The sequence below is a fragment of the Cupriavidus sp. 01L46 genome (assembly GCF_056399905.1).
Genome location: NZ_JBFTSF010000074.1, coordinates 1 through 24,673 on the forward strand (window position 1 = coordinate 1; position 24,673 = coordinate 24,673).

A 24,673-nucleotide genomic window follows, 5' to 3' on the forward strand; every position below is an offset into this window, starting at 1 on the left:
GCTTGAGAAGGAGAGGCAAGGCGCCATCGAGATCAAATGGAACCACGTGCTCGACCAAGTGAATGGCGACGCGGCCGGCGTGACCGGCCTGCGCCTCAGGCATGCGCAAACCGGCGAGATCGCTGACCTCCCGGTGCAAGGCGTCTTCATCGCCATCGGCCACAAGCCGAACACCGATCTCTTCAAGGGCCAGCTCGAGATGAAGCACGGCTACATCATCACGAACGGCGGCCTCTCGGGCAACGTCACGGGCACGAGCGTGCCGGGCGTGTTCGCGGCGGGCGACGTGCAGGACCACATCTATCGGCAGGCGATCACCAGCGCCGGCACGGGCTGCATGGCCGCGCTCGATGCGCAGCGATATCTGGAAAGTACGCTGGTCTGAATTTCTCCATTGCGTGGTCACAGTGGAATATTTCTCCAATTATAAGCGTGAGGATGGGCATTTTTTGGAAGCCTTTTGCGGGAGTCGAAGACTATGATTTCTCTCACAAACAGCGCGAAACCGGCTTTCCAATCCGGGACCGGACGACGCGCAATACCGAATCACGCCCCCACCATGAGAACAATATTCCGGCTCTTCAAGGCGCATCCCGCATCCGTAGGCGAGAGCTATCTGCAGCATATGTCGTCGTCGTTTTCGTTCGGCGCGTCGATGCTGATCGCTTCGATGGCAGCGCTCGTGCACGGCATCCTGCCTTTTCTCTTCGTCACCACGGGCAGCAACACGATCTCGCGGCTGCATGAGCGCATGGTCACCCATCGCAACCGCATGGCGTCGCGTCACCGATAAGCAAGCCCCCCTTCGACACCAACATGACAAACTCACTAGCGTCTTCCCTGCTACGCCCGGTCCCCTACATGGGCGTGATTCACGTCGTTCACGAAGCCGTCAAGCTCGGCTTCCAGAACGGTCATCCCGACTGGTGCAACCTCGGCCAAGGGCAGCCTGAAATCGGGCCCATGGCAGGCGCGCCGGAACGGCTAGCTTCACTGGAGTTTGACGTGACCGATTGCGCCTACGGGCCGGTCGGCGGCATCGATGCCCTGCGTCAGGCGGTGGCAAACGATTACAACCGTCGCTATCGTCGCGGCAAGGCATCGCAGTACACGAAGGACAATGTCGCGATCGCGTCCGGTGGGCGGCTTGCGCTGTCGCGCCTGCTCGCCACCCTCGGAGAAGTTCGTCTGGGTCACGTCGTGCCCGACTACACCGCCTACGAAGATCTGATCACCTACCACCGCCATCGCTTCACGCCGGTCACGCTGCCCGTGGGGCCCGAAGACGGCTTCGCCATCCCGGCGCAGGCGCTCGAGGGATTGATCGCCAGGGAAAAACTGGGCGCGCTGCTGTGGAGCAATCCCAACAACCCCACGGGCGCCGTGGTGCGTGGTGAAGCGCTGGCGCRGTATGTGGCGGCGGCGCGCAACACGGGCTGCTGGATGCTGCTCGACGAGTTCTATTCGCACTACGTGTTCGAAGATGGCCACGCCCCCGCGGACCAGCCGGTATCTGCCGCCGAGTTTGTCGAGGACGTGGAGACGGACCCGGTCGTGATCGTCGACGGGCTGACGAAGAATCACCGTTACCCCGGCCTTCGCGTAGGCTGGGTGGTGGGGCCTACCGACGTGATAGACATGATCAGCCGTGCGGCAAGCGCCATCGACGGCGGCCCGCCGACGATCGTGCAACGGATTGCCGTGCAGGCGCTGCAGCATGACCGTGCGGATCAGGAAACGTCCGCATTGCGGGAAATATTCGCAAGGAAGCGCCGCATCATGCTCGACGCGCTGACCGACATGGGTGTCGAAATCCCCTGCCCCGGCAACGGCACGTTCTATCTGTGGGGCCGGGTGCATCGGCTGCCCGCGCCGCTGAACACTGCGGACACCTTCTTTACTGAGGGCCTCAAGCGCAAGGTCATGACCGTGCCCGGCAGGTTCTTCGACGTCAATCCGGGAAAGCAGCGAGCGAACGAGTATATCGACGCAAGCTGGGTACGCTTCTCGTTCGGTCCGCCCGAGCCCAATCTCCGCATGGGACTGGAGCGCCTGGGCGATATGGTCAACAGCGCCAGACGAGGGTAAGCCGGATGTCCCCCGATACCTACCTCTCGCACGGCGTCATCGATCCCGACGATTTCGGCGGCGTCGTCAATCCGCCGGTCTTCCACGCGTCGACCGTGACGTTTCGCAATCTCGACGACATGGAAGCGCGCGGGCGCACGATGTCTGGCGCCGACACGGATGTCATGTGGTACGGCCGCAAAGGCACGCCGACCACCTTCGCGTTGCAGAATGCCTTGGCGCAGCTCGAAGGCGGGCACCGCTCGCTGTTGGTGTCGTCGGGCCTGGCGGCGTGTACGAGCGCGATCATGGCATTCGTCAAAGCCGGCGATCACATCCTGGTGAGCGACAGCGTCTATGGCCCGACGCGTCACTACGTCGAAACGGTACTTGCCCGGTGCAACGTGTCGGCGACGTTCTACGACCCCACGCTTGGGTCCGACATCGCGGCCTTGTTCCGTCCGACCACGGCCCTCGTGTTCGCCGAGTCACCGGGTTCACAGACGTTCGAAATGCAGGACATTCCTGCCATTGCGAAGGTCGCACACCGGCATGGCGCGGTCGTCGTCATCGACAACACGTGGGCCACGCCCTTGTTCTTCAAGCCATTCGAGCACGGCGTGGATGTCTCCGTGCATGCGGGGACGAAATACATCGTCGGGCATTCTGACGCTTTGATGGGTGTGATCACGACCAACCGTGAGGCATGGAAAACGGTGCGCGAGTATGTCTTCGCCACCGGCCAGCACGCGGGCCCGGACGACGTTTATCTCGCACAGCGCGGATTGCGGACGATGGCCGTGCGCCTTGAGCGGCATCAGCGTAGCGGACTGGCCATTGCCAATTGGCTGGCCGGCCGGCCTGAGGTGGCCCAGGTGTTGCACCCCGGGCTCCCTGGTGCACCGGGCCATGCACTCTGGCGTCGGGATTTCTCGGGGGCTTCAGGATTGTTCAGCGTCGTACTCAAGCCCGGATATGGGCGTGAGGCGTTCCGCGCCTTCATCGACGACCTGAAGCTGTTCCGCCTGGGCTTTTCCTGGGGCGGATTCGAGAGTCTGGTGATGCCCTTCGATCCCAAGGAGGAGCGCCCCGCAGCCGCATGGCCGTATGCCGGCCAGGCATTTCGATTGCACGTCGGCCTTGAGGCCAAGGAGGATTTGATCACCGATCTGGAGACCGCGTTCCGCCGACTTGTTGGGCAATAGCGTTGCCCTTCAAAAAATACTTATACCCACATTGGAGACAAGGCATGAAATCCCTGAAGTTGCTGTTGCAAAGCGCGTGCATCGCGATCCTCCTGAATATCACGACGCCTGCCGTGCACGCTGAAGATATGCTGGATTCGGTCAAAGCCAGCGGTGTCCTGAAAATCGCCATGGAGGGCACCTACCCACCGTTCGGCTATCGCAATGGCGACGGCCAGCTCGACGGCTTCGACGTGGCAGTTGCCAAAGCCGTGGCCGACAAGATGGGACTGAAGGCCCAGTTCATCACCACCGAGTGGAGTGGCATCATTGCCGGATTGCAAGCCGGCAAGTTCGACGTCATCGTCAACCAGGTGAGCATCACGCCGGCACGCCGCCAGGCCCTGGATTTCACCCAGCCATACGTGTATTCCGCGGTCCAGGTGCTTCAGCGCAACGATGACAAGCGCGAGTTCCAATCGCTGGAGGAACTAAAGGGGAAATCAGTTGGCGTCACGCTGGGCAGCAACTATGCCGAATTGGCCAAATCGGTGCCGGGTATCCTGGTGCAGACCTATCCGGGTACGTCGGAAAATCTGCGTGACCTGGCGGCCGGGCGCATCGATGCTGCTCTCAATGACCGGCTGATGCTGCCGTACCTGATCAAGAACTCCAAGATGCCGCTACGCACCGGCGCGCTGCTTGCTGGCACGAAGCTTGAAATGGGCATCCCGTTCCGCAAGGGCAATCCCAAGTTTGCCAAAGCAATTGACGACGCGCTGAACGCGCTGCAGCAGGATGGTACATTGCACAAGCTTTCCATCCAGTGGCTGGGCACCGACGCCAGCAGACCCATCACCCAGTAATCGCTGCCACGCGGGCCAGCCCGTCCCATCGCTGCAGGTATGGGGCGGGCCGGCCACGCGGCCACTGCTACGGATCGAATCATGGAACCTCTTGACCTTGTTATTCAAGCATCGCCGGTACTCCTGCATGGAGCAGCGATCACCGTAAAATTTGCGTTGGCGTCGATGGTGCTCGGCCTGCTGGTCGGGATCGTGGTCGCCATCATGAGTATTAGCGCCAGTCCAATCCTCGGCGGTATTGCCCGCACCTATGTCAGCGTCATGCGCGGCACGCCGCTGCTGGTGCAGATGTTCGTCGTCTATTATGGACTGCCGGACCTAGGCATTTCTCTTGACCCCACCAGTGCCGGCATCCTTACCCTCACGGCCAATGCCGGCGCGTACCTGTCGGAGAGCATGCGCGGCGCAATTCTCGGCATCAGCCGGGGGCAATGGAGCGCGGCGCACAGCCTTGGGCTCAGCCATCTGCAGACGCTCCGCTATATCGTGTGCCCGCAGGCCCTGCGGCTTGCCGTGCCGAGTCTCGGAAACACGCTTATCAGCCTGATCAAGGATACCTCGCTGGTCTCCGTCATCACCGTAACCGAGTTGCTGAGGTCATCCCAGGAAATCATCGCCTCGACCTTCCAGCCGCTGCCCTTGTACCTCGCGGTAGCGGCGATCTACTGGTTGCTCAGCACAGGATTGTCGTGGGTGCAGCGTCGCGTCGAGGCGCGCCTGACACCGCCCGTGACACGCTGACCCGGCGGACCAGCAAAGCGAGACAAAAACAATCTACAAGTAGGAGACAAAACGATGATTACCCTCGAAGGCGTATCGAAGTGGTACGGTCAGTTTAAGGTGCTGGATGCATGCAGCACGCGTGTAGACAAAGGCGAGGTCGTGGTCATCTGCGGCCCGTCCGGATCAGGAAAATCCACGCTGATCAAGACGGTGAACGGACTCGAGCCAATCCAGCAGGGCCAGATCAGTGTGGACGGCGTGAGGGTCGGTGACCCGAAGATCAAGCTCGCCCAGCTGCGTGCGCGGGTCGGCATGGTGTTCCAGCATTTTGAGCTGTTCCCGCATCTGTCCATTCTCGACAACCTGTCGCTGGCGCAGGTCAAGGTACTGAAACGCCGCAAAGAAGAGGCAGAGGACAACGGCATGCGGCTGCTCGCGCGCGTCGGCCTGAAGGCCCATGCGCAGAAGTTCCCCGGACAGCTTTCGGGTGGGCAACAACAGCGCGTTGCGATTGCGCGCGCGCTGTCGATGGATCCGGTCGCCATGTTGTTCGACGAACCGACATCGGCGCTCGATCCCGAGATGATCAACGAGGTGCTGGACGTGATGGTCGAACTTGCACGCGAGGGCATGACGATGATCTGCGTGACCCATGAAATGGGGTTCGCGAAGAAGGTCGCCAACCGTGTGATCTTCATGGATGGCGGCGCCATCGTCGAAGACACCGGCAAGGAAGCCTTCTTCGGCGACCCKAAGTCGGCCCGCGCCAAGGAATTCCTCGCCAGGATCCTGCACTGATTCACGCAGGCTTGCCCGAGGGCGGGCGACGGTCATGGGGCGACCAACGTCTCCGGTGACACCGCATCCCGCCCTCCCGTCTTGGTCCACCTACCCCGGAGTCGAAAATTATGAAGATCTCGGATCGCCTTGCTTCCTTTGCCCGCCTCGATCTGGTCGGCGCGGTCACACCCCTGCTGAAACTGGATCGCCTGTCCCGGATGCTCGGGCGCGATATTTACATCAAGCGGGATGACACCACGCCACTCGCATTTGGCGGAAACAAGTTGCGCAAGCTTGAGTTCCTAGCCGCCGACGCCTTGCGCAAGGGCGCCGACACGCTGGTGACGGCCGGCGCCATACAGTCGAATCATGTCCGGCAGACGGCTGCGCTGGCGGCCCGTCTCGGACTGCGTTGCATGGCCTTGCTGGRAAACCCGACCGGCACCACAGACTGCGATTACCTGCATAGYGGCAACCGCCTGCTGCTCGATCTGTTCAACGTGCAGGCCGAGCCGGTTGCCAATCTCGACAACGCCGACGCGCAATTGCAAGCCCTTGCGGAACGGCTGCATGGCGATGGGCATAAGCCTTATGTCATTCCGATCGGCGGGTCCAATCCGCTGGGGGCATTGGGGTATGTACGGGCGGGCCTGGAGTTGGCGCAGCAAGCCGAAGTGATGGGTCTGACATTCTCGGCGGTCGTGCTGCCCTCCGGCAGTGCCGGTACCCACGGCGGGCTTGCGCTGGCGCTCGCATACGCGATGCCGGATACACCGGTCGTCGGGGTTACCGTCTCGCGCAGCGTCGCAGCGCAGACTCCGAAGGTGGCAGGGCTGATCGAAGGTACCGCCGGGCTGCTCGACGTGGAGGTGCCGGCAGGGCTGAAGGTCGATCTGTGGGACGAGTACTTCGCACCTCGCTATGGCGAACCCAACCAGGCGGGGCTGGAGGCCATCCGCATCCTGGCAGGTACCGAAGGTGTGTTGCTCGATCCCGTTTATACGGGGAAGGCGATGGCTGGTTTGCTCGATGGTGTAGCGCGCAGGCGTTTTGCTGGGGATGGCCCGCTGTTGTTCCTGCATACCGGGGGTGCGCCGGCGTTGTTTGCGTATCGCAATGCAATCAACCTGGAAATAGGGACAGCGGCTACGATGATCCCAACGACGTCTGTGCTCTGACCGATGGCGGACTAGATTACTTGACTGAATTGATTGCGTAGCGATTGAGTCAAGTTTTTCTACGCGGTGATTTTGGGTTTTGTCGCGATAAGGAAGTAGTGCCAGCCAGGAGTAGCAGGGGAGCTGCGCTTATGCGGCCAGCGAGTAAAATTGCTCGGCAGCGGACGGACTACTCCCCTTTGGGGTGACCATCTGCCTTTTACAGATCATGCGCATGGTCTCGATGCCACCCAGGATAATGCGGGCTCAGCGGAAATTCTGGAATCCCAGCATCGGCCTGACCCGGCGTTTGATGGACCGGTGGTCCTGCTCGACGAGGTTGTTCAGGTACTTGTTTTGTCGGATCTTGATGGGAGTTTCTCTTTTGGCGTTGATGGCCTGCAGGGCTGCCAGATTGGCACCGCTCTTGTCCACCGTGACAGTCTGCGGAACCCCGTTCTGGGCAATGGCCTTCTCGAAGAAGCGCCGGGCAGCGGCCGTGTCACGGCGCGCACACAACAGGAAATCAATGGTCTTGCCAGCCTTGTCCACAGCCCGGTAGAGATACTTCCATTGCCCCTTTACTAGGATGTAGGTTTCGTCCATGCGCCAGCTGTTGCCCACTGAACGCTGATGCCTGCGAAATGCCTTCTCGAACACCGGCAGCAGCTTGATCACCCAGCGATGCACGGTAGAATCTTCCACCGAGATACCGCGTTCGGCCATCATTTCCTCCAGATCCCGCAGACTCAGTGAGTACGCCACGTACCAGCGCACGCATAGCAGGATCACGTCCAGCGGGTAGTGCAAGCGTTTGAGCACCTTGGCAATCCCTGCCGGCAGGCTCTTCCGTGGTCGCTTCGTGTGATGGCTCATCTTCTAGCTTCGAGTTTCGCGACCCCAAATTCTACTTCGGCACCGTTACTGCGACGGAACTCCAGCTTATCGACACCTACCTTCTCGATAGTCCCCTTCGTCATCTTCGACGGAAAGAAACCCGGCGCAAGCGCATTGACCGTGATGCCGTACTGGCCCCACTCGCCAGCCAGCGCGCGCCTGAAGTTAACCACGGCACCCTTGCTTGTGTTGTAAGAGATGGTGGCTTGAGCTTTGGGACCATTGCCCCTCAGGCCGGCGATTGATGCGAGATTGATGATTCCCCCGTAGCCATTGGGAATCATCGACAGCTTTCCAATCTTTTGCGAGAGAAGAAAGATTGACCGCACGTTAAGGTTCATGAGCTTGTCCCATGCGGCCAACGGATGGTCGACAGTGCTTGCACCCCACGTCGCACCGGCGTTGTTGACCAAGATGTCGACCTTGCCCAGTCGCGCCATTGCCTCGTTGGCGAGGCGCTCGATGTCGTCCTCCGAGCCGTTGTCGGCCGCAATCCCGCTTGCATCAATGCCGAGCCCGGCAAGATGCTCCTGCGCAGCCCGAAGCGCATCAGCTTTGCGTGCCGAAATCACCACGCGGGCGCCCTGCGTGCCGAGCGMCTCGGCAATTTGCAGGCCCAGCCCGCTGGAACCGCCGGTAACCAGAGCCGTACGGCCCTTCAGATCGAAGAGATTTACCACAGCCGTCATTGCTGTCTCCTTCTAGGTGATTAGAACGCTTTCAAAGCGCTTCAAACAGACCGGCAGCACCTTGCCCGCCACCGATGCACATAGTCACTACGACGTACTTAACGCCGCGGCGCTTACCCTCAATTAGCGCATGCCCCGTCAGTCGCGAACCGGTACAGCCATAGGGATGGCCGACCGCGATGGCACCGCCGTTGACGTTGAGGCGGTCATCGGGACTACCCAGCTTGTCGCGGCAATAGAGCACCTGACTGGCGAACGCCTCATTCAACTCCCACAGCCCAACGTCTTCCAGCTTGACGCCGGCCGGTTCCAGCAGGCGTGGGACGGCGAACACCGGACCGACACCCATCTCGTCGGGCTCACAGCCAGCGATTGCGAACTCGCGAAACGGCCCGTGAGGCTCGATGCCGCGACGCTCAGCGAGCTTCGCGTTCATTACCACGCACGCCGAAGAGCCGTCCGAAAACTGGCACGCATTGCCGACCGTGATGACACCTCCTGGCAAGGCGGAACGGAGACGCGACACCCCTTCCAGCGTCGTATCCGCTCGGATGCCTTCGTCCTCGGAAACGACGACCTCACGAGTCGTGACGCGGCCCGCTTCGTCGACCACACCCATCGTGGTCATCATCGGCACAATTTCGTCGTCAAATTTCCTGGCGGCCCGCGCAGCAGCCGCCGCCCCCTGCTGGATGCGCACGCCGTACACGTCCTGTGCTTCCTTCGTGACGCCATAGCGCTTCGCGACCACCTCGCCCGTCTGCAACATGCTCCAATACAGCTCGGGCTTGTGCTCGACCAACCAGGGGTCGAAATACATGTGCATGTTGGCCTGGTTCTGCACGCAGGAAATCGAGCTTATTCGCAGCAGCTTGACMGGCGTTGCGTCGAAATCCTTTAGCCCCAGGTCGATGCCGAGCGACGCCCGCCCCTCTGACCGAGGCGCCTTCGTGGTGACTATTACTTCTTTCTGAAGATCCAGGCAGCCTTCCCCCAAATCGTTGACGAACCCATTCTTGGATAACTTCATTCGCGCGTGGGAGCCGTGCAGATTCCCATGGGTATGGCATTCTTAGATGGTGGCGTCAAGCCGAATACATCGACGACGGGACCTTTTTGAAAATCCTAAAGTATTCTGCACCACTTCGGCCTTGAGAACGCGTGGCGTTGTACTTCAATCTAGGCGCGGCTCGGCCTAGCGAGCCAGAAGCGCTTTATGTTGTATCTTCAAAATTCGTATCCGACACCGACGTTCACAATTAGTGGAGCCGCCGACATGCGGGTGCTGTTCGAAACAACGACTTGCCCGTTCGCATTTACTGCATTGAAGCTCGCATTGGCTTTGAGCGGAAACCAGGTCACCGACCCGGTGAGCATCCAGCGCACGTTGATCCGATACGCCAAGCCAGCCGCAAGCACCGGATTCCACGACGAACTCAACGACGCCTCGACGCTTCCACCCGGACCCGCGAGCCGACTTAACGCTCCGGAAAATAGCGGATTCAATTGGACCGATCTGAACCACGAATAGTTAACGCCGACTCCCAGGAAAGGCCTTATCTTGTTCTCCGCCCCTCCAAAGTAGTACTTCGCGACAACTATGGGCGCCCACGCCCGCACGGTGAAGAGTGGTTTAATTTCACCAAGCGGTAAAACAGGTCCTCCGACTCCGAAAGCCGCCACATTTCCCTGGGCACCAACTTCCAGCTTTGGCGGCACAGCTACGGCTCCTTCCACTGCCAGATGATCTGTTATGAAATAGGTAAGAAGCATCGAAGGCATAACCGCATTATGAACTACAGTATTTGTTCCCGGCGACGTAAAAGTCCCAAATACCGAAGAGCTGACAATCGGTTGCGATCTTGAGTTCGGAAAATCGAGCCATGATGCACCAAACGTAGTTACAAAGCTTCCTGCACTTTGCGCACGAACACAACATGGATGAAGAGTGGCGGCCACCATGCAGAGCGTAGTCACTATTTTTAAATGCTTCAAAGCCGTCTCCAATATTTTTATCGATCCTTCACATATTTTTCCGACGCCACAGCTTCGTTGCGCCACGCGGTATGTGCTTTCAGTAAAAATCGGCCTACCGATCAGCTAATCGTTCACACCCAATCTAGCGCCACAATTCGTAGGCATAGTCCAGTCGCTTCCCTCTCGCTCTCTTGATTGAGACCCTTCTCGCAGTTCATATCAGGCGCATTGCGGGACGCTCGGGAGCCGGTGGAAAAACGCGCCACGGGCCGTTTTCATGACGGAAGAAATACAAAGCGACCGCCATTTCATCTTTGACTGCCTCAACCCTGACATAGCATTGTCGTTTGGCTCACCTGTTCCTGAACTCCGTAATTCKAATTCCTGCCACGGGATCCGGATCGAGCCAATCAGGGGCCAATCGTGCGCAACGATTTTGGCTTCCAAACCGTCAGCACATCCTTGGCATAGCTTATGAATACGTCGGCACTACAAGGCAGATTGTTGTCCAATAATGAGTCGACGATCATTGAGTTTCTTCCAGATCGTCCCATCCAGCGGTTGGATCGCAAGTGCCATCTTTTTGGCCTTTGCACAGGGCGTCGTGACGGGGGCGCTTGAGACGGCTTCCAACCAACTCACCGGACCGCTTCAGGCGATTATCAGTTGTTCACTTAGTGACCCTTGCCCAATGCAACGGCCCGACATCAAACGCGGTTGTTTGGGGCCGACGCATTCATATTGGCCGCTAGACCTTCTTGAGCTTGTGGCCTCCTGCAACATAGTCCTTCATCATTCGTATCGCCTGTTTGTCGTAGGACATCATGTGTATGAAGCCAGCAGCTTCACGGTCTAGACTCTCCGACAGAGGTTGATCCTCGCTCGAACGTACAAGCTGTTTGTAGAATGAGAGCGCTGCGGCGGGCTTGTCGAGAAACTCGTTCGCTATCTGCAGCGCTGCCGTTACCACGTCTTCAGTCACATAGTGGTGAACCAGACCTTCTTTCGCAGCTTCTTCGGGATAAAAAAGGCGGCCACGTAACACCCATTCGAGAGCTTTCCCAGCACCCACTGCTCGAGCGAGCCTCACTGAAGCGCCGGCGCCCGTTATAAGGCCAATCTGGATCTCCGGTTGTCCTATTGTGTATGTACCGGGTCCGGCGATCCGAATGTCGCAACAAAGCGCAATTTCGAGTCCGCCACCCATGCAGTAGCCGTTAATAGCGGCAATCGTGGGCTTTTGCGAATGTTCAATCTTTTCCCAACCAGCCCGCAGCGGGCTGCGCGCACCCAACGGGTCCGGCAGGCCAGCTTCCCGGCCAGTGCGGACCATTTGGCCAAATGCAAGCAAATCCTCAACGGACACATGCCGAACGAACTCTTCCGGTTGTCCGCCGGTGAAGATAATTGCACGCACGTTGGGGTCGGCCTCTAGCGTGTCCATAACCCCATTAAGCTGGGCGAGCATGTCAAAGTCCATGAATCCTTTGTTCGGATTGCAAAATTTGACGACAGCAATTTGATTATTTATTTCAAATGAAACTTTGCCCATCGTTGTCTCCATTGATTTATCGCCGTGCCCCCAGCCTTGATCGCCAGTCGCGGACATCACGATACAGTTGGCGAGAGATGCTGCTTGAACCAGCTCACTGCCGCACGACTACTGACATCGAAACTGGGCCCCGCATATCCATCGAAATGACCACCTGGAATTACAACAAGCTTCTTGGGCTCGAGTGCCCGATTGAATGCGCCTAGCTGCAAGTCTCCGGGGTTCACGTGATCGGCAGCCGCTACAACCATGAGGAGTGGAGTCGGAGAAATGGCAGACACGTAACAGCCCGGTTCATACTCCATCAACATTTCGATTGACCGAAGGGTCACCTCGTTTTTCCATGCCGGTGCGCGAGACTGCGCGGTTACAGAGAACCATTCCCACGCGTCCGATTGAGGCATCGCGCTTGGTAAGGCCGGATCTTCGCTTACCGCCGGAATCATCGCGGGAATCTCGCCAGAGAAACGGCGCATTCGGTCTTCGTCGAGCGTGGCCCGCAGCGCAGGAAGATGGTCAGGCCGGACAGCTCGATCAATGAGCTGCTTCCCCGACACAAAGGGAACTTGTGACACGACGCATTTGACTCGCCTATCGATCGCGCCGAGCATCAAGACGTGACCACCGCTGTAACTAGATCCCCATACGCCAATCCGATTCTTATCAATGCCATCCAAACTGCATATAAAAGTAATGGCATTCCGATAGTCCCGGACCTGTTGTATTGGGTCAATTTCGTATCGAGGAGTACCGTCGCTAGCTCCGAAATTTCGATTGTCGAAAACCAGGACGGCAAAACCGGAATCGCAGAAAGCGTCGGCATAGCTATCGAGATACATTTCTTTCACCGCTGAATAGCCGTGTGCCATCACGACGGCGGCGCATGCCGACGTCCCGCTGTCTGGTTTGTAAAGCCATCCCCGCAACGTCACGCCCTCTGCGTTAAAGCTAACATCTTGTCTCACAGCACGTGCCTCCTAGCTATTTGTTTGGTTTTTTCTACACCGTGGGTAGACCGATTACTGTCGGACTATAACGGCCATCTCCCCGCGCTCGTTAAGCCGCCTTAGAACAGTCCGAAGGATGACGCGAAGCGCCCGCACCTTCCAATGCGGGACGACGGCACGCTTTGCGCCGCGCCGCATCCATAAGCCGGCGTAGTGATTCTGTGACCGTGATCCGGGCGTCACAAGGTTGAGGAATGCCAAAAATGGGGTGAGTTGGTGCCAATGCAGCTACCCGCAGACGGCGCGAAGGCGCTTGCGTACGTCCGCTCATCCGGTTCGCCCAGCATCGCCTCGGGAGAGCGAGAATCGTCAAGGTCAGTTAGAACCCGACGTGCTCTCGGCCTTTCAGCCGGAGGATTTCACGAGCCTCTGCTGGTGTAGCAATGTCGAAGGAAAGCTCTTCTAAGATCCGACGAATCTTTTTGACTTGTTCTGCGTTCGACCGAGCCATCTTGCCCTTTTCAATGAAAATGCTATCTTCCAAGCCGACCCGGACGTTGCCACCCATGATTGCCCCAGCGGTAAGCAGTGTCATCTGATGGCGGCCCGCACCAAGCACAGAGAACTCATACGATTCCCGACCGAAAAGGCGATCCGCGACAGTGCGCATCATTGTGACATTTTCAGGATCTGGGCCGAGACCGCCCAAAATTCCGTAAATGGACTGGATGAAAAAAGGCGGCTTAATCAACCCTTCATCGACAAAGTGCGCAAGGTTGTAGAGATGGCCGACGTCGTAACACTCGAGCTCAAAGCGAGTGCCGTGCTCGCTCAGTTCCGTGACGATGTTTTTTATGTCCTTGAACGTGTTCTTGAAAATCGCGTCTTCGGTCGCTTGGACCGCTGGGCCTTCCCAGTCGTATTTCCATTGTCTGATCTTGTTTGCGATCGGATGAATCGAAAAATTCATGGAACCCATGTTAAGAGAACACATCTCTGGCCTAGCAATTCGCGGATATGCGAGTCGTTCTTCCAGCGTCATGGAGGAGCCTCCTCCCGTTGTGATGTTGATGATGGCGTCGGTCTCGGCGGCGATTCGAGGGACAAACTGTTCAAACAACTCCGGGGCGGGCGAAGGGCGTCCATCTACCGGATTGCGAGCGTGCAAGTGAAGAATAGCGGCGCCGGCTTCGAACGCTTCAATAGACTGTACTGCGATCTGTTCGGGAGTAATCGGCAAGTACTCCGACATCGTCGGTGTATGTATAGAGCCGGTTACGGCGCAGGTAATGATGACCTTGCGTTTTTCTGCGCTCATGGAGCGTCTCCTCGGAGAAACACAAACTTGATATGCGCGGGACGTGTTGTCGCCGGTGATTAGAACGGCGGTCCGGGGCGGCAGGTATGTGACCTGTCTCCGGCCCGTAGCAGTTCGAAAATGAGCCAAGACATGCCTCGGCGGACTTCACCTCACTTGTCACTTTTGCGCGCAGGTGTTGTATGCAGGACTAACCTTGAAAATGGCTAGTCGCATTACTTTTCACACGATGCGCCAAAGCCTGATTCAGGCAATTGGGAAGCACCCAGTCGCTGGGCGCTTATCAATCCGCTAGGCTCCGGTCATTCCCGGCCCTGTCCCAAGAGACTTCATGTTCGCGGGGATCTTCTCCGCGAWAGTAAACGGACCGGCCTTGTTTTCCTCGATCCAGCGCTTCTCGGCTACAGATTCAAAGGGAGGAGGAATTTCGCCCTGAACCGTCCACAGGTCAACAGGCAGTTCGGCAATCGAGAACTCGCGGTCGAAGCCTCGATCTCGCACCCAGGGCGCAACGAGTTCGTCGATCGTCCTCATCCAAAACTCCCGCCCAATCGGGCTTGGGATCGTCCTTGCAATCTGGTCGATCTTGAACCGAACAAAGTTGTTGCGTGGTTCTCCGCCAACGAAGCACGAACCTTCTTTTAGCTCCTCGAAGATTACGACAACATAAAACCGCGGAATCGGTATCTGCGCGTACGCCTCGGTAATTACCTTGGACATAGCCTTCTTGTCCTCGGCAGCGTATGCCCCGGCCGGGTGATAAATCTTCCACAATGGCATAGTCTCTCTCCAGTCCATGTCGACCAACGTATTAACAACTACCTTGCTTCTAGCAAGGAACCCGTCGCTACCTGCCGCGACTAACTTTTAACCCTCACCTACCTGCTCGTCTTTGGGTAACGATTGACGCGTGCTCGCCATTAACGACGCACTCACGCCTGCGAATAGCGGTTGACCGATCAATTAGGCGAAATCGTCTTCTCAAGCTCATTCAACCAGTAAATTTGTGGCTATCGCGTTACAGACGGGTGAAAGACAGGTCTATGGTTGTCGATCTCTTAGGGGCTATCCCTGATAGGAAACCGTTACCTTATGAGCGGATGATACGTGGCGCTATGAGACCCAGCGAGGTTCGACGGTGCCAACGTAGAGGTCATTTGGTGTCAAATTTCCGACACTGGCGGCGCGATATTGGATCGGTGCAACGGCGGCGACAACGAGGCTACATCAACGGGACGTAGCTGTAACCGATAGCATCGAACACTGTCTTGTGAAATCAGCGAGCCCGGACCTTTCTTCGGAGAAACCTTGTGCTTAACATATCATCGGATGACCCGCCGCCGACCTCTCCCGACTACCTGCGAAATTTGGCGCTGGATGCTCCAACGCAGAGGGTGTTTGGGTTACGCGCATTATTTGCAGAACTCGCAGACCAAGGTGTGCCGGCCGACCAGTTGCTGGCGGGCTCTGGGATAACGACTAACCAGCTAAGTGACCCCCGATCCCTGGTCTCGCGTCGACAACGGCTAGTAGTCTATGACAATGCGCATCGTCTATCCGGTCGGCCGGATCTAGGAATCTGCGCTGGTAAAAGACAACGCATGAGCGATTTTTGCGTCTTCGGATACGCAATGGCAAGCTGCCGCACGCTGGGCGACGCACTCGATCTGGGCCTAAAGCAGTTTCCGCGCGCCACGCATACCGTTCCACTAGGTTCTCGCATCGAAGGCGACCTCGGCATTTTGTTCGCGCCCAATGCCACTTTTTTAGGAGACGCATTGCCGTTCGTTAGCGAGTTTTGGTGCAGCTCGATGAATGGTTTGTTTTGCAATATTTTGGAGGCGCCATTTCCCTCGATTCGGGTGCTCGTCTCATATCCCGCCCCCTCGTATTGGCGCGAGTACGAGACGCTGTTCGGCTGCCCCATCGAATTCGACGCGGGGGTCAACGAATGGCACTACGACGCGCTAGCGCGTGATCTGGTGCTGCCGAACGCGAATCCGATGACCACGAGCATCCTTCAGTCTTTCTCGTGGGATCCGCCACTAATAGACGAAACCAAAGGCCTTGACCTGGTATCTACCATTACCGCCATGCTTATGAATCAAAAGGGTGACTTTGGAAATATCGATTCTGTAGCCGAAAGACTAGGACTATCCCTGCGGACGCTGCATCGCCGCCTCGCGGCCGGAGGCGTCACATATACGTCAATTGTTGATGAGGTGCGCCAAAGACTGGCCTTCCGGCTCCTTAAGCAAACCACGATGACGATCGAGCAGATAGCGGAGCAGACAGGATTCTCAGACGCGTCCAACTTCCGTAAGGCTTTCAAAAGGTGGACAGGCCGGACGCCGAGTGACGTGAGACATCCGGAGGACAAGAACGTCTCGCAACCACCGTCCGAGGCGTCGATCAACTCAAATCCGCGCCTTTGAGCTGGCTAGAAACTGAACTGCGTTTGCTTAGCTGCTAATAACGAGTAGAACACGCCCGCGCAATGCCGCGCGGCAGCGCACGGTCGCGATGGCGTTCGTTCGCGTGAGTGCCGCCATCGCGCGGGGGAGAGCCGTAAAAGCGTCAGCAGAGCGGCGACAGTCCGAACTGACGGAGCTTATGACCCAACCGACGGTTTAACTCGTCGCTCGTCATGATTGCGCTCGCTCAGCTTGCACTGCCGGAAAGCGACGCTTGATGTGCCAATCCGATCTCGGCGGCTTCCCGGCGTGTTACGTCCTCCTTCGCCCGCCCGTCTACTGGAGGCTCGGCCCTCGGATCTTCCCCTTTTCAAGGCCACATCACGTTCACTGTTGTTACGGCCCGATGACTCGCACGCCTCCCAAGGAGGCGCTTGTCGCTAGGCTTCAGAGTTTTGGTTTCCCGTCACCCTGCTATCCAAGCTACGGGGCGCCTGACTCTTACCCCGGCAGGACTAACCCATGCTGAACACGCCAGCCTGCGCTGGACACACAGTAGGCCGGGGGAGTTTCACCCCCAGCACAGGGTCACCGGAAGCAGTCACCCGCCTCCGGTTCCCACAGAACGCAGCGTGCGGATTTCCCCAGCGTAGGCATTGGCTTGCGGCGTGCCGCTGAACGATTCGAGGTACTGCTGCGGGTGGATGCCCTTGCAATCCGGTGTATAGGCGAACCAGACCGCCGGCGGCGTCATGTCGCCTGAGTCCCGGTCGTCGCGCACGTAGACCCACAGCCGCCCGGTCGTCCTCTTGCCATTGCCCGGCGCAAGCACCGGCACTGGCGCATCGTCGGCATGCAGTTTCGTGACTGCCGTGGAATATGTGCCAGTGCCAGCCGGCCTCCGGGAGTGGTTTGCGTGGCTCCTGTTCCGGAGACGCGCTCTGCTCGCTCGCCTGCTGGGCGTCTCTGCTTTTGCATGAGTGGGCTCAGTGTGGACGCGCGCTAGTCACGGACTCGCAACAATTGTCGCGGCACATGATCCGAATCCAATGGAGGCAAAGCCCGTCCTCTCGCATCGCCCTTGCAGAGTCACTTCGTCCCCTTCAAGCAAGAACGCTCGACGCTCACCATTTGGAAGGTTGATTGGCTGCTGCCCCCCGACCGTCAGTTCCAGCATGCTGCCCAGTTCGGCGTTCGTCGGGCCGGAGATCGTACCTGTACCAATCAAGTCTCCAGGCAACAGATTACAGCCATTGACTGTATGGTGCGCAACCATCTGTGCGGGTGTCCAGTAGAGATGCCGGGAGTTTGAGTTAAGAATTTCCACGGCTAGATCCCCACGCTCACGCATCTTTTCCGTGGACAGAAGAACGCGAAGTCCGATGTCATAAGCGCCGGATTCCTGATCTTCAGAATCAAATAAATACGGGAGCGGATTGGGCTCGTCGGCTCTACGCGCCAGCACGGGTACCCGAAACGGTAGTAGTGCCTCGGCGGTTACAATCCACGGTGACACGGTCGTCGCGAAACTTTTGCTCAAGAAGGGTCCCAATGGAAACATCTCCCATCGCTGAATATCGCGCGCCGACCAATCATTGAGGAGTGAGAAGCCAGCAATCTGTTTGCTGGCAGAGCCAATTGGCACGGAGGTGCCTTGAGGATTTCCGGTCCCAACGTAGAATCCAATCTCCAATTCGAAGTCGAGCCGCTCGCATGGTCCAAATCCAGGCGCTTCACCACGCGATTTTGGCGGGCGTTGACCGAGAGGTCTGCGCCAACAGACAGGGAGGAATCAAACCGACCGTGGAAAACTCGGCAGCAAGCGTCGCCTCGCCGTAGACCGGCGCGGTGCACCGATAGCGCTGACTGTGACCGGCGCCAATCGTCATGACTCGACGTCTTCGACGCGTTCGTCGACACGATTCCATCTGCGCCAGGCTGTGTGTAAGGGACTTCCACTCTCAGTCAGTGCGCCTTGCCGGGCGCACAAAAAAAGGCCGGCCCGCAGGACCAGCCTTTCGCCGGGAATGAAGCCGCTTACTGGGTCACCAACTCAAGTCCAGCTTGCGACTCGTCATCGCCGCGGGCGACCAGCACCTTGATCTTGTTCGGTACTGTTGCACCGATGCCGTCGACTGGGATCGTGGTGATGAGCCAGTCTGCGTTGTCGGCCAGCGTCAGCGCACCCGAGTCAAAGATCACGGTCTTGGTGCCGGCCGTGGTGATGCGCAGGCGATAGGTGCCGCCATTCAGGTCGATCGAATCGCTGCCCGATGCAGGTACCGCTGACTTGTAGGCGACTGCTGCAAACGTAGGCGTTGCCGCTGCCAGGTCAGCTGCCGGGACGGTCAGGTAAATATCGACATTCTGTGCATTGAACGATGCGTTCAGGCTGCGAACGCGAGCCTTGTCGGAGAACAGGCCCTTCTCAAACGGGTCGTCGATCTGCAGTACATCCGCCGCGGTAGCACCGGGCAGGGCCACTACCGTGTATTTATGGCCTGTGTGCGTGTTCACCGTGGTCCTCCCGAGTTCRGTTCCCGTGCTGGCAACATTGAACGAGAACGTCTGGTTGCCCTCGTCCACGTTGAAGTACTTTGAAACAAACTTGTAGGGCTCGTTCAGCAGATTTGTCTTGGTGCCGTTCTGCAGCACATCCACGTTAGGGCCGCCGGTAATAGCATGGATCACACGCACGGTCGGCTCACTGACGCCGATGCGGGCACCGATGCTGTCATCCCCGCCGCCGCATCCCGAGAGGACTGCAGTTACGGCTAGCGCTAGGCCAAGGACGAGACGGGTCTGGGATCGGAACATGTGTCACCTCTATGCGTTGGAACTTTGGAGCGCTGGCGTGCTCGGCAGCGGCATGCTACGGGGCCAAAGTGCAAATGTGGCGGCGCATGCTTGCAAGTCCTGCAATTGCGTATCACCAATGAAGCAACGATAGGTATTAACCACAGGCGCAGGCAGGTGCCCCGCTCCGAATTCAATGTCGGACGATTCCGACAGAAGTCAGGCGTGAGAAGCTTGCGGGCTTTCTGGCGCACAGCGCACGGCGAGCGCGGGACCTTCGCTATGCGAAGCGACTAGGCGATCCCTACTTGTTCTGGCCATCGCGCTTGGCCTTGATCGGGGGCCGCATCCGCCGCCCCGACGGGCCGGCTGGATAACCTGCTTGACATGGAGTCCTTCCTCCTTCGAGCACCGTCTGACACCTCCACGGCGGCCTGCGCGCGCGGCGCGGGAAGGGGGTCCATCAGGCGAGCAGGCGCGGCGTTCTCATTGTCGTTTACCACTAAAACCGTCGAGATTGAGGAGCCCGCTGCCTCAGGCCCTACGTAGATGCGGCGTAGCACCAGCAACTGGAGGGCGAGCTGAACGTCAACGGCGGGTGTCCCGAGATCACTAAAGTGCGTAGGCAGGCGGGTCAAGACATCTTTGCGGTTGGCCCATGCAGCTGGCGGGTCACCCAGTCGCGGATCTTGTTTAATGAAGGCGAACTTCCTATCGCCTTGAACTAATGTGGGAACAGGATTTCCGCTCGCGGCCCGAGCAGCGCCTTGACGCGCACCTGCACGTAGGAGGCAGTTTGCGCTCATCAGTCCAGGCCCTGTCGCGGACAAGCCGCGTAGTCCTAAACGACCCGGGATGCCAATGTGAGGATTGCGCAAATTGCACCACTAGCGGAGCCCTGCCCGCCCAGCCTGTATGGCGGCACGGAGCGCATCGTTTCCTATCTGGCCGAAGAACTGGTGCGGCAGGGCCACGAAGTCACGCTGTTCGCAAGCGGGGACTCGACCACGCAAGCCGAGCTGGTACCGTGCTGCGACATGGCGCTGCGCCTGGATACGCGCGTGCGCGATCCGTTGCCATATTATGTAATGATGCTGGACCGCGTCATGGCGAGTGCCAGCAGCTTTGACGTGCTGCATTTCCATATCGACATGCTGCATTTCCCGTTGCTGCAGCGCATGCCCGTGCGGGCCGTGACGACCTTACATGGCCGTCTGGACCTGCCCGACCTGCAGCCGTTCTACGCGCACTTCCCGCATTTCCCGCTGGTATCGGTCTCCACCGCGCAGCGCGCGCCGATGCCGCCGGTGATCTGGGCCGGCACCGTACACCACGGGCTGCCGGCGAACCTGCTGGCCTGCTGCACCAATCCACGCGGCGACTACCTGGCATTCCTCGGTMGGATCTCGCCGGAAAAACGTCCCGACCATGCCATCGAGATCGCGGCACGCGCCGGAATGCCGCTGAAGATCGCCGCCAAGATCGACAAGGTTGACCGCGACTACTGGGAGAGCACCATCCGCCCCCTGGTGGCGGGGCACCCGGAAGTCGACTACATCGGCGAGATCGACGAACATCACAAAGCCGCCTTCCTTGGCAATGCGCGCGCGCTGCTGTTTCCCRTCGACTGGCCGGAACCGTTCGGGCTGGTGATGATCGAGGCGATGGCGTGCGGCACACCAGTAGTCGCGTTTGCGTGCGGCTCGGTGCCGGAAGTGATTGAGGCTGGCGTTAGCGGCTTTATCGTGCGCAGTATTGATGAAGCGGTGGCGGCGGTGCATCGCGCGGCCACACTGCCGCGCGCCGCCGTGCGGGCAGCCTTCGAAGCGCGCTTCACCGTTGAGCGGATGGCGCKCGAGTATGTGCGCATCTACCAGAGCCTGGCGGAACCCGGCGAAGACGCGTCGGAAGGCGGGTCCGGCGAACCGGCGCTCGCGTGAACGGAGGAATCTCACCATGCTTACGGACCCCAATGAACTACCCGCGAGCCCGGGGCTAGTCGCCGGTGCCAACCATGTCGCTCAGTTCTACATCCCAGCGGCGGCGTCGCTGCAGGAACGGCGCCCGCGCACGCTAAAGCACGGCGACACCTTCGCGCTGTTCGACCACAACGGCGATGCGATCGGGGCGCCTGGAAGCCCCGAGGGACTGTTTCAGTTCGATACCCGGCACCTGTCCTATCTGCGGCTAACCATCGACGGCGAGCGGCCGATGCTGCTATCTTCGACACTGCGCGACGACAACGCCGCGCTGACCTGCGACCTGACCAACCCAGACCTGTTTGATGAGGATGGCAAGGTGAGGCTCGAGCACGACCTGATCCACCTGCGCAGGTCGCGCTTCCTGTGGAATGGCGCCTGCTACGAGCGGCTGAGCGTGCGCAACTATGACGAGGTGTCACGGCGTGTACGCGTGGATATTGCCTTCGATGCCGACTTCGCCGACCTGTTCGAAGTGCGCGGCACTCAGCGGCTGCGGCGTGGCACGGTGCATGCGCCGGTTGTCACGGGCGCCGCGGTCACGCTGAGCTATACCGGCCTGGACCAGGGGCTGCGCGAAACCCGGCTCGCCTTCGACCCGGCGCCGGCCGAGCTAGGTGGATACGGCGCGAGTTTCACCCTGACGCTCGAGCCGTCGTGCTCCCAGGTGCTTCGCATGGAAATCCGCTGYAAGTCGGTGCAGCGCAAGGCCGAGGAGACGCAATCCTTCCTTAGCGCCCTGCTCCATTCGCGGCGAGAGTTGCGACACGCGACACGCCGCGCGGCATCCATCACCACCTCTAACGAACTCTTCAACGAGGTGGTGCGGCGCAGCGTATCTGATCTCTACATGTTGCTGACCAACACCGTGCACGGGCCTTACCCGTATGCCGGCATTCCGTGGTTCAGCACCGTGTTCGGGCGCGATGCGCTGATCACGGCGTTGCAAACGCTTTGGCTGGACCCAGAGATTGCCCGCGGCGTGCTGCAATACCTTGCCGCGATGCAGGCGAAAACGGTCGATCCCGAGGCCGATGCCGAGCCGGGCAAGATCCTGCACGAAATGCGCCATGGTGAGATGGCACGACTTGGGGAAGTGCCGTTCGGGCTCTATTACGGCAGCGTGGATGCCACGCCGCTGTTCGTGCTGCTGGCTGGCGCCTACCTGCGGCGCACCGGCGATGTCGAGACCATCCGCACGCTGTGGCCAAACATACAGGCCGCGCTGGGCTGGATTACCGACTATGGCGACCGCGATGGCGACCTGTTTGTCGAATATGGCAGGCAGTCACCGGAAGGCCTCATCAACCAGGGCTGGAAAGACAGCCGCGATTCGGTCTTCCATGAGGACGGGCGGCTCGCCCCCGGCCCGATTGCGCTGGCCGAGGTGCAGGCCTACACCTATGGCGCCTGGCAGGCCGCTGCGGCGATCCGCGCGGCGCTGAACGACAACGAGGGCGCAGCGGCCTACGCAGCCAAGGCTGAATTGCTGCGCGAGGCGTTCGACGAACGCTTCTATGACTCGGCGCTGGGCACCTACGTGCTGGCGCTGGACGGCGACAAGCGCCCCTGTCGCATACGTGCTTCCAATGCGGGCCATACGCTGTTTACCGGAATCGCGCTCCCCGAGCGAGCGCCCTCGGTGGTGGCAACGCTGATGGACAGCACCTCATTCTGCGGCTGGGGCATCCGCACCGTGTCCGCCGATGCGGCACGCTTTAACCCCATGAGCTACCACAACGGCTCGGTATGGCCGCATGACAACGCACTGATCGCCGCTGGCATGGCGCGCTACGGCTTCCATCCGGAAACCAGCCGCATCTTCGAGGGGCTGTTCGCAGCCTCCAACTATATCGACCTGCGACGCCTGCCGGAGCTGTTCTGCGGCTTCCCGCGCCAGCGCAGCCAGGGGCCGACGTTCTATCCGGTGGCCTGCTCGCCGCAGGCCTGGGCGGCCGCCGCTCCGTTGCTGCTATTGCAGGCCTGCCTGGGGCTGAACTTCGACACGCGCGAGCCGGCGATCACCTTCGAGGATCCATCGCTGCCGCCCTTCCTTGACGAAGTGGTATTCCGCAACCTGGCCGTCGGTGGCGGCAGCGCCGACGTGGCGGTGCGCCGCTCTGGCGAGCGTGTGGTGGTTGACGTGTTGGCCCGGCAGGGGCCGATCCGGATAGTCACGCGGAACTAGCCGCCGCCAGCTTCCATGCCCGTACACCAGTTCGAAGCCATGCCGCGCTCGCCCCACGAGACAGGTCAGGAAACGCGGCCCAAACGCGGCGCCTGAGGATTGCGGATCCAGCCGGCCGGCATCCTATGCCATGCACCAGTTGCCAATGGTCCCCAAATCGGAGTTAGTCCGGGGTTCCCGCCAGTTCGGCCGACCTCAGCTGCTAATGCTGCGGTGGCAAGGCGCGTATCCGATCGAGTACTTCGAGGGCGATATCACATTCGTCGCCGCCCTGCTGGCGTTGAGCATCAATGTAGTCGATGATCGATTTCACGCCGCGATTTTTCCCCTCGCAGCGGAATAGGTAGGCGGGTGGGCACCCTGCATCAAGGTCCGACAGCAAGCTGTCACGAGCGATATCAACCAAGGTCTTGCAGCCAGAGGCCCGGCCAATGCCCTCGGACGGAGGCCATGCGAGGGCACCCGCGCTAACCCGCGGCCAGGTCACGCAAAGCAGCAGGGCGATGGCGATCAGGCGTCTCCCTTCGAGCGGAAGCATAAAAGAGGAACCCATAGGACCTGGTATTTGCCGAATGAGCGTCCTGTGCGGATCACGCGTGGTGCTCAACCATCACTAAATGGGTCGTCAAGGGGCAACGCGCCCGCCAACTCGAAACGCACCGCGCCAGGCCTTGTGGCAGTAAGCGCTCCCCGGAGACCGAAAGTCCACAGTTGTGCGGATTCTGGAACGCTGAATGAAATTCGGTCCGGCGTCCATCTGAAGCCCTGCGCGCAAGCATGGCCCAGCGCAAACAGGGTGGAACGAAGGCAGCGACCTCAGCAGCTGCAGCGGAGGGCAAGAGCAAGAAGACTGGGAAGCGTGCCACAGTGGCGACCGCGCCGGCGCCAACTCACGCCAAGCGAGTTCATCGGCGAAGAAGTGACGGGCCAATGCCAACGTACGCCTGAACGACACCGGGACGATGCTGGGCATCCCGCGCTCGATGGCCACTAGGCTGGTCACCGAGGGTGATCATCACGCCCACACGCGGGCCACGCCGGAAGCTTTTCTTCACGTTTCAGGACATGGTGCTTCTTCGTACTGAAAATTCCCCGCATGGCGCCACGATCCCAACGCGGCTGATTGTCCGCGCGCTAGC

General features: G+C 59.6%; 19 protein-coding genes and 5 pseudogenes. 12 read left to right on the top strand and 12 right to left on the bottom strand.

Going from position 1 to position 24,673, the window contains the following annotated elements:
* The 8 genes from AC1DS3_RS15645 to AC1DS3_RS15680 all read left to right on the top strand — a co-directional run.
* Positions 1 to 385 (top strand): NAD(P)/FAD-dependent oxidoreductase (locus AC1DS3_RS15645; RefSeq protein ID WP_477127494.1); only part of this gene is annotated, 385 nt, incomplete at its 5' end.
* Between the two features lie 174 nt (positions 386 to 559).
* Positions 560 to 793, top strand: a complete 234-nt coding sequence (locus AC1DS3_RS15650; RefSeq protein WP_428179827.1) for a DUF6356 family protein — start codon at positions 560 to 562, stop codon at positions 791 to 793.
* Between the two features lie 68 nt (positions 794 to 861).
* Positions 862 to 2,088 carry a pyridoxal phosphate-dependent aminotransferase gene (locus AC1DS3_RS15655; protein WP_477127495.1) on the top strand — a complete coding sequence of 409 codons (1,227 nt, stop codon included), beginning with the start codon at positions 862 to 864 and terminating at the stop codon, positions 2,086 to 2,088.
* Positions 2,089 to 2,093: 5 nt separating this feature from the next.
* Positions 2,094 to 3,272, top strand: a complete 1,179-nt coding sequence (metC, locus tag AC1DS3_RS15660; protein ID WP_441637093.1) for a cystathionine beta-lyase — start codon at positions 2,094 to 2,096, stop codon at positions 3,270 to 3,272.
* Positions 3,273 to 3,316: 44 nt separating this feature from the next.
* Positions 3,317 to 4,117 (top strand): transporter substrate-binding domain-containing protein, encoded by an 801-nt coding sequence (locus AC1DS3_RS15665; RefSeq protein ID WP_441637091.1) that lies wholly within the window; start codon positions 3,317 to 3,319, stop codon positions 4,115 to 4,117.
* Between the two features lie 81 nt (positions 4,118 to 4,198).
* Positions 4,199 to 4,858 (top strand): amino acid ABC transporter permease, encoded by a 660-nt coding sequence (locus AC1DS3_RS15670; RefSeq protein ID WP_477127496.1) that lies wholly within the window; start codon positions 4,199 to 4,201, stop codon positions 4,856 to 4,858.
* 54 nt (positions 4,859 to 4,912) lie between these two features.
* Positions 4,913 to 5,638 (top strand): amino acid ABC transporter ATP-binding protein, encoded by a 726-nt coding sequence (locus tag AC1DS3_RS15675; RefSeq protein WP_428179831.1) that lies wholly within the window; start codon positions 4,913 to 4,915, stop codon positions 5,636 to 5,638.
* 110 nt (positions 5,639 to 5,748) lie between these two features.
* Positions 5,749 to 6,798, top strand: coding sequence for a D-cysteine desulfhydrase (locus AC1DS3_RS15680; protein WP_477127497.1), 1,050 nt, complete (start codon positions 5,749 to 5,751; stop codon positions 6,796 to 6,798).
* 129 nt (positions 6,799 to 6,927) lie between these two features.
* Here the strand turns inward: AC1DS3_RS15680 and AC1DS3_RS15685 are convergent.
* The 8 genes and pseudogenes from AC1DS3_RS15685 to AC1DS3_RS15720 form a co-directional block, all read right to left on the bottom strand.
* Positions 6,928 to 7,653: pseudogene (locus AC1DS3_RS15685) on the bottom strand (IS6 family transposase).
* Positions 7,650 to 8,363, bottom strand: a complete 714-nt coding sequence (locus tag AC1DS3_RS15690) for an SDR family NAD(P)-dependent oxidoreductase (protein WP_477127498.1) — start codon at positions 8,361 to 8,363, stop codon at positions 7,650 to 7,652. The pseudogene AC1DS3_RS15685 and the gene AC1DS3_RS15690 overlap by 4 nt, the downstream one beginning before the upstream one ends.
* Positions 8,364 to 8,394: 31 nt before the next feature.
* A pseudogene (locus AC1DS3_RS15695) lies at positions 8,395 to 9,225 on the bottom strand (acetyl-CoA C-acyltransferase); the annotation flags it as partial.
* 365 nt (positions 9,226 to 9,590) lie between these two features.
* Complete coding sequence (locus tag AC1DS3_RS15700; RefSeq protein WP_477109482.1) at positions 9,591 to 10,424, bottom strand: OmpW/AlkL family protein; 834 nt, start codon at positions 10,422 to 10,424, stop codon at positions 9,591 to 9,593.
* A 664-nt stretch (positions 10,425 to 11,088) separates the two neighbouring features.
* Complete coding sequence (locus tag AC1DS3_RS15705) at positions 11,089 to 11,892, bottom strand: enoyl-CoA hydratase/isomerase family protein (protein WP_441637081.1); 804 nt, start codon at positions 11,890 to 11,892, stop codon at positions 11,089 to 11,091.
* Between the two features lie 56 nt (positions 11,893 to 11,948).
* The gene (locus tag AC1DS3_RS15710) at positions 11,949 to 12,857 is read right to left on the bottom strand and encodes an alpha/beta hydrolase (RefSeq protein WP_441637079.1); all 909 of its coding nucleotides are present in this window, start codon (positions 12,855 to 12,857) and stop codon (positions 11,949 to 11,951) included.
* Positions 12,858 to 13,218: 361 nt separating this feature from the next.
* Positions 13,219 to 14,157 (bottom strand): 3,5-dioxohexanoate:acetyl-CoA acetone transferase, encoded by a 939-nt coding sequence (kce, locus tag AC1DS3_RS15715; protein ID WP_441637077.1) that lies wholly within the window; start codon positions 14,155 to 14,157, stop codon positions 13,219 to 13,221.
* A gap of 291 nt (positions 14,158 to 14,448) precedes the next feature.
* Positions 14,449 to 14,937 carry a tautomerase family protein gene (locus AC1DS3_RS15720; protein WP_477127499.1) on the bottom strand — a complete coding sequence of 163 codons (489 nt, stop codon included), beginning with the start codon at positions 14,935 to 14,937 and terminating at the stop codon, positions 14,449 to 14,451.
* Between the two features lie 659 nt (positions 14,938 to 15,596).
* Here AC1DS3_RS15720 and AC1DS3_RS15725 point away from each other — a divergent pair.
* Positions 15,597 to 16,592 carry an AraC family transcriptional regulator gene (locus AC1DS3_RS15725; protein WP_477109640.1) on the top strand — a complete coding sequence of 332 codons (996 nt, stop codon included), beginning with the start codon at positions 15,597 to 15,599 and terminating at the stop codon, positions 16,590 to 16,592.
* Between the two features lie 622 nt (positions 16,593 to 17,214).
* Here the strand turns inward: AC1DS3_RS15725 and AC1DS3_RS15730 are convergent.
* Positions 17,215 to 17,433 (bottom strand): annotated as a pseudogene (locus AC1DS3_RS15730) (IS66 family transposase); the annotation flags it as partial.
* Between the two features lie 144 nt (positions 17,434 to 17,577).
* Positions 17,578 to 18,288 (bottom strand): annotated as a pseudogene (locus tag AC1DS3_RS15735) (fumarylacetoacetate hydrolase family protein); the annotation flags it as partial.
* A 64-nt stretch (positions 18,289 to 18,352) separates the two neighbouring features.
* Here AC1DS3_RS15735 and AC1DS3_RS15740 point away from each other — a divergent pair.
* Positions 18,353 to 18,466: pseudogene (locus AC1DS3_RS15740) on the top strand (IS5/IS1182 family transposase); the annotation flags it as partial.
* A 142-nt stretch (positions 18,467 to 18,608) separates the two neighbouring features.
* Here the strand turns inward: AC1DS3_RS15740 and AC1DS3_RS15745 are convergent.
* A complete protein-coding gene (locus AC1DS3_RS15745; RefSeq protein ID WP_441637071.1) occupies positions 18,609 to 19,388 on the bottom strand; it encodes a DUF4397 domain-containing protein in 780 nt (259 codons plus the stop codon).
* Between the two features lie 842 nt (positions 19,389 to 20,230).
* On the opposite strand from AC1DS3_RS15745, the gene AC1DS3_RS15750 reads away from it, so the two are divergent.
* The gene (locus tag AC1DS3_RS15750) at positions 20,231 to 21,307 is read left to right on the top strand and encodes a glycosyltransferase family 4 protein (RefSeq protein ID WP_477127500.1); all 1,077 of its coding nucleotides are present in this window, start codon (positions 20,231 to 20,233) and stop codon (positions 21,305 to 21,307) included.
* A 16-nt stretch (positions 21,308 to 21,323) separates the two neighbouring features.
* Positions 21,324 to 23,534 (top strand): amylo-alpha-1,6-glucosidase, encoded by a 2,211-nt coding sequence (locus tag AC1DS3_RS15755; RefSeq protein ID WP_441637067.1) that lies wholly within the window; start codon positions 21,324 to 21,326, stop codon positions 23,532 to 23,534.
* 202 nt (positions 23,535 to 23,736) lie between these two features.
* Here AC1DS3_RS15755 and AC1DS3_RS15760 read toward each other — a convergent pair whose 3' ends face one another.
* The gene (locus AC1DS3_RS15760; RefSeq protein WP_441637065.1) at positions 23,737 to 24,072 is read right to left on the bottom strand and encodes a hypothetical protein; all 336 of its coding nucleotides are present in this window, start codon (positions 24,070 to 24,072) and stop codon (positions 23,737 to 23,739) included.
* Positions 24,073 to 24,673 lie beyond the last annotated feature (601 nt).

Bases quoted from the DNA above. Each gene is read 5' to 3' on its own strand.
- AC1DS3_RS15650 (WP_428179827.1), top strand. From the start codon at position 560: ATGAGAACAATATTCCGGCTCTTCAAGGCGCATCCCGCATCCGTAGGC.
- metC (WP_441637093.1), top strand. From the start codon at position 2,094: ATGTCCCCCGATACCTACCTCTCGCACGGCGTCATCGATCCCGACGAT.
- AC1DS3_RS15665 (WP_441637091.1), top strand. From the start codon at position 3,317: ATGAAATCCCTGAAGTTGCTGTTGCAAAGCGCGTGCATCGCGATCCTC.
- AC1DS3_RS15670 (WP_477127496.1), top strand. From the start codon at position 4,199: ATGGAACCTCTTGACCTTGTTATTCAAGCATCGCCGGTACTCCTGCAT.
- AC1DS3_RS15705 (WP_441637081.1), bottom strand. From the start codon at position 11,892: ATGGGCAAAGTTTCATTTGAAATAAATAATCAAATTGCTGTCGTCAAA.
- kce (WP_441637077.1), bottom strand. From the start codon at position 14,157: ATGAGCGCAGAAAAACGCAAGGTCATCATTACCTGCGCCGTAACCGGC.
- AC1DS3_RS15760 (WP_441637065.1), bottom strand. From the start codon at position 24,072: ATGCTTCCGCTCGAAGGGAGACGCCTGATCGCCATCGCCCTGCTGCTT.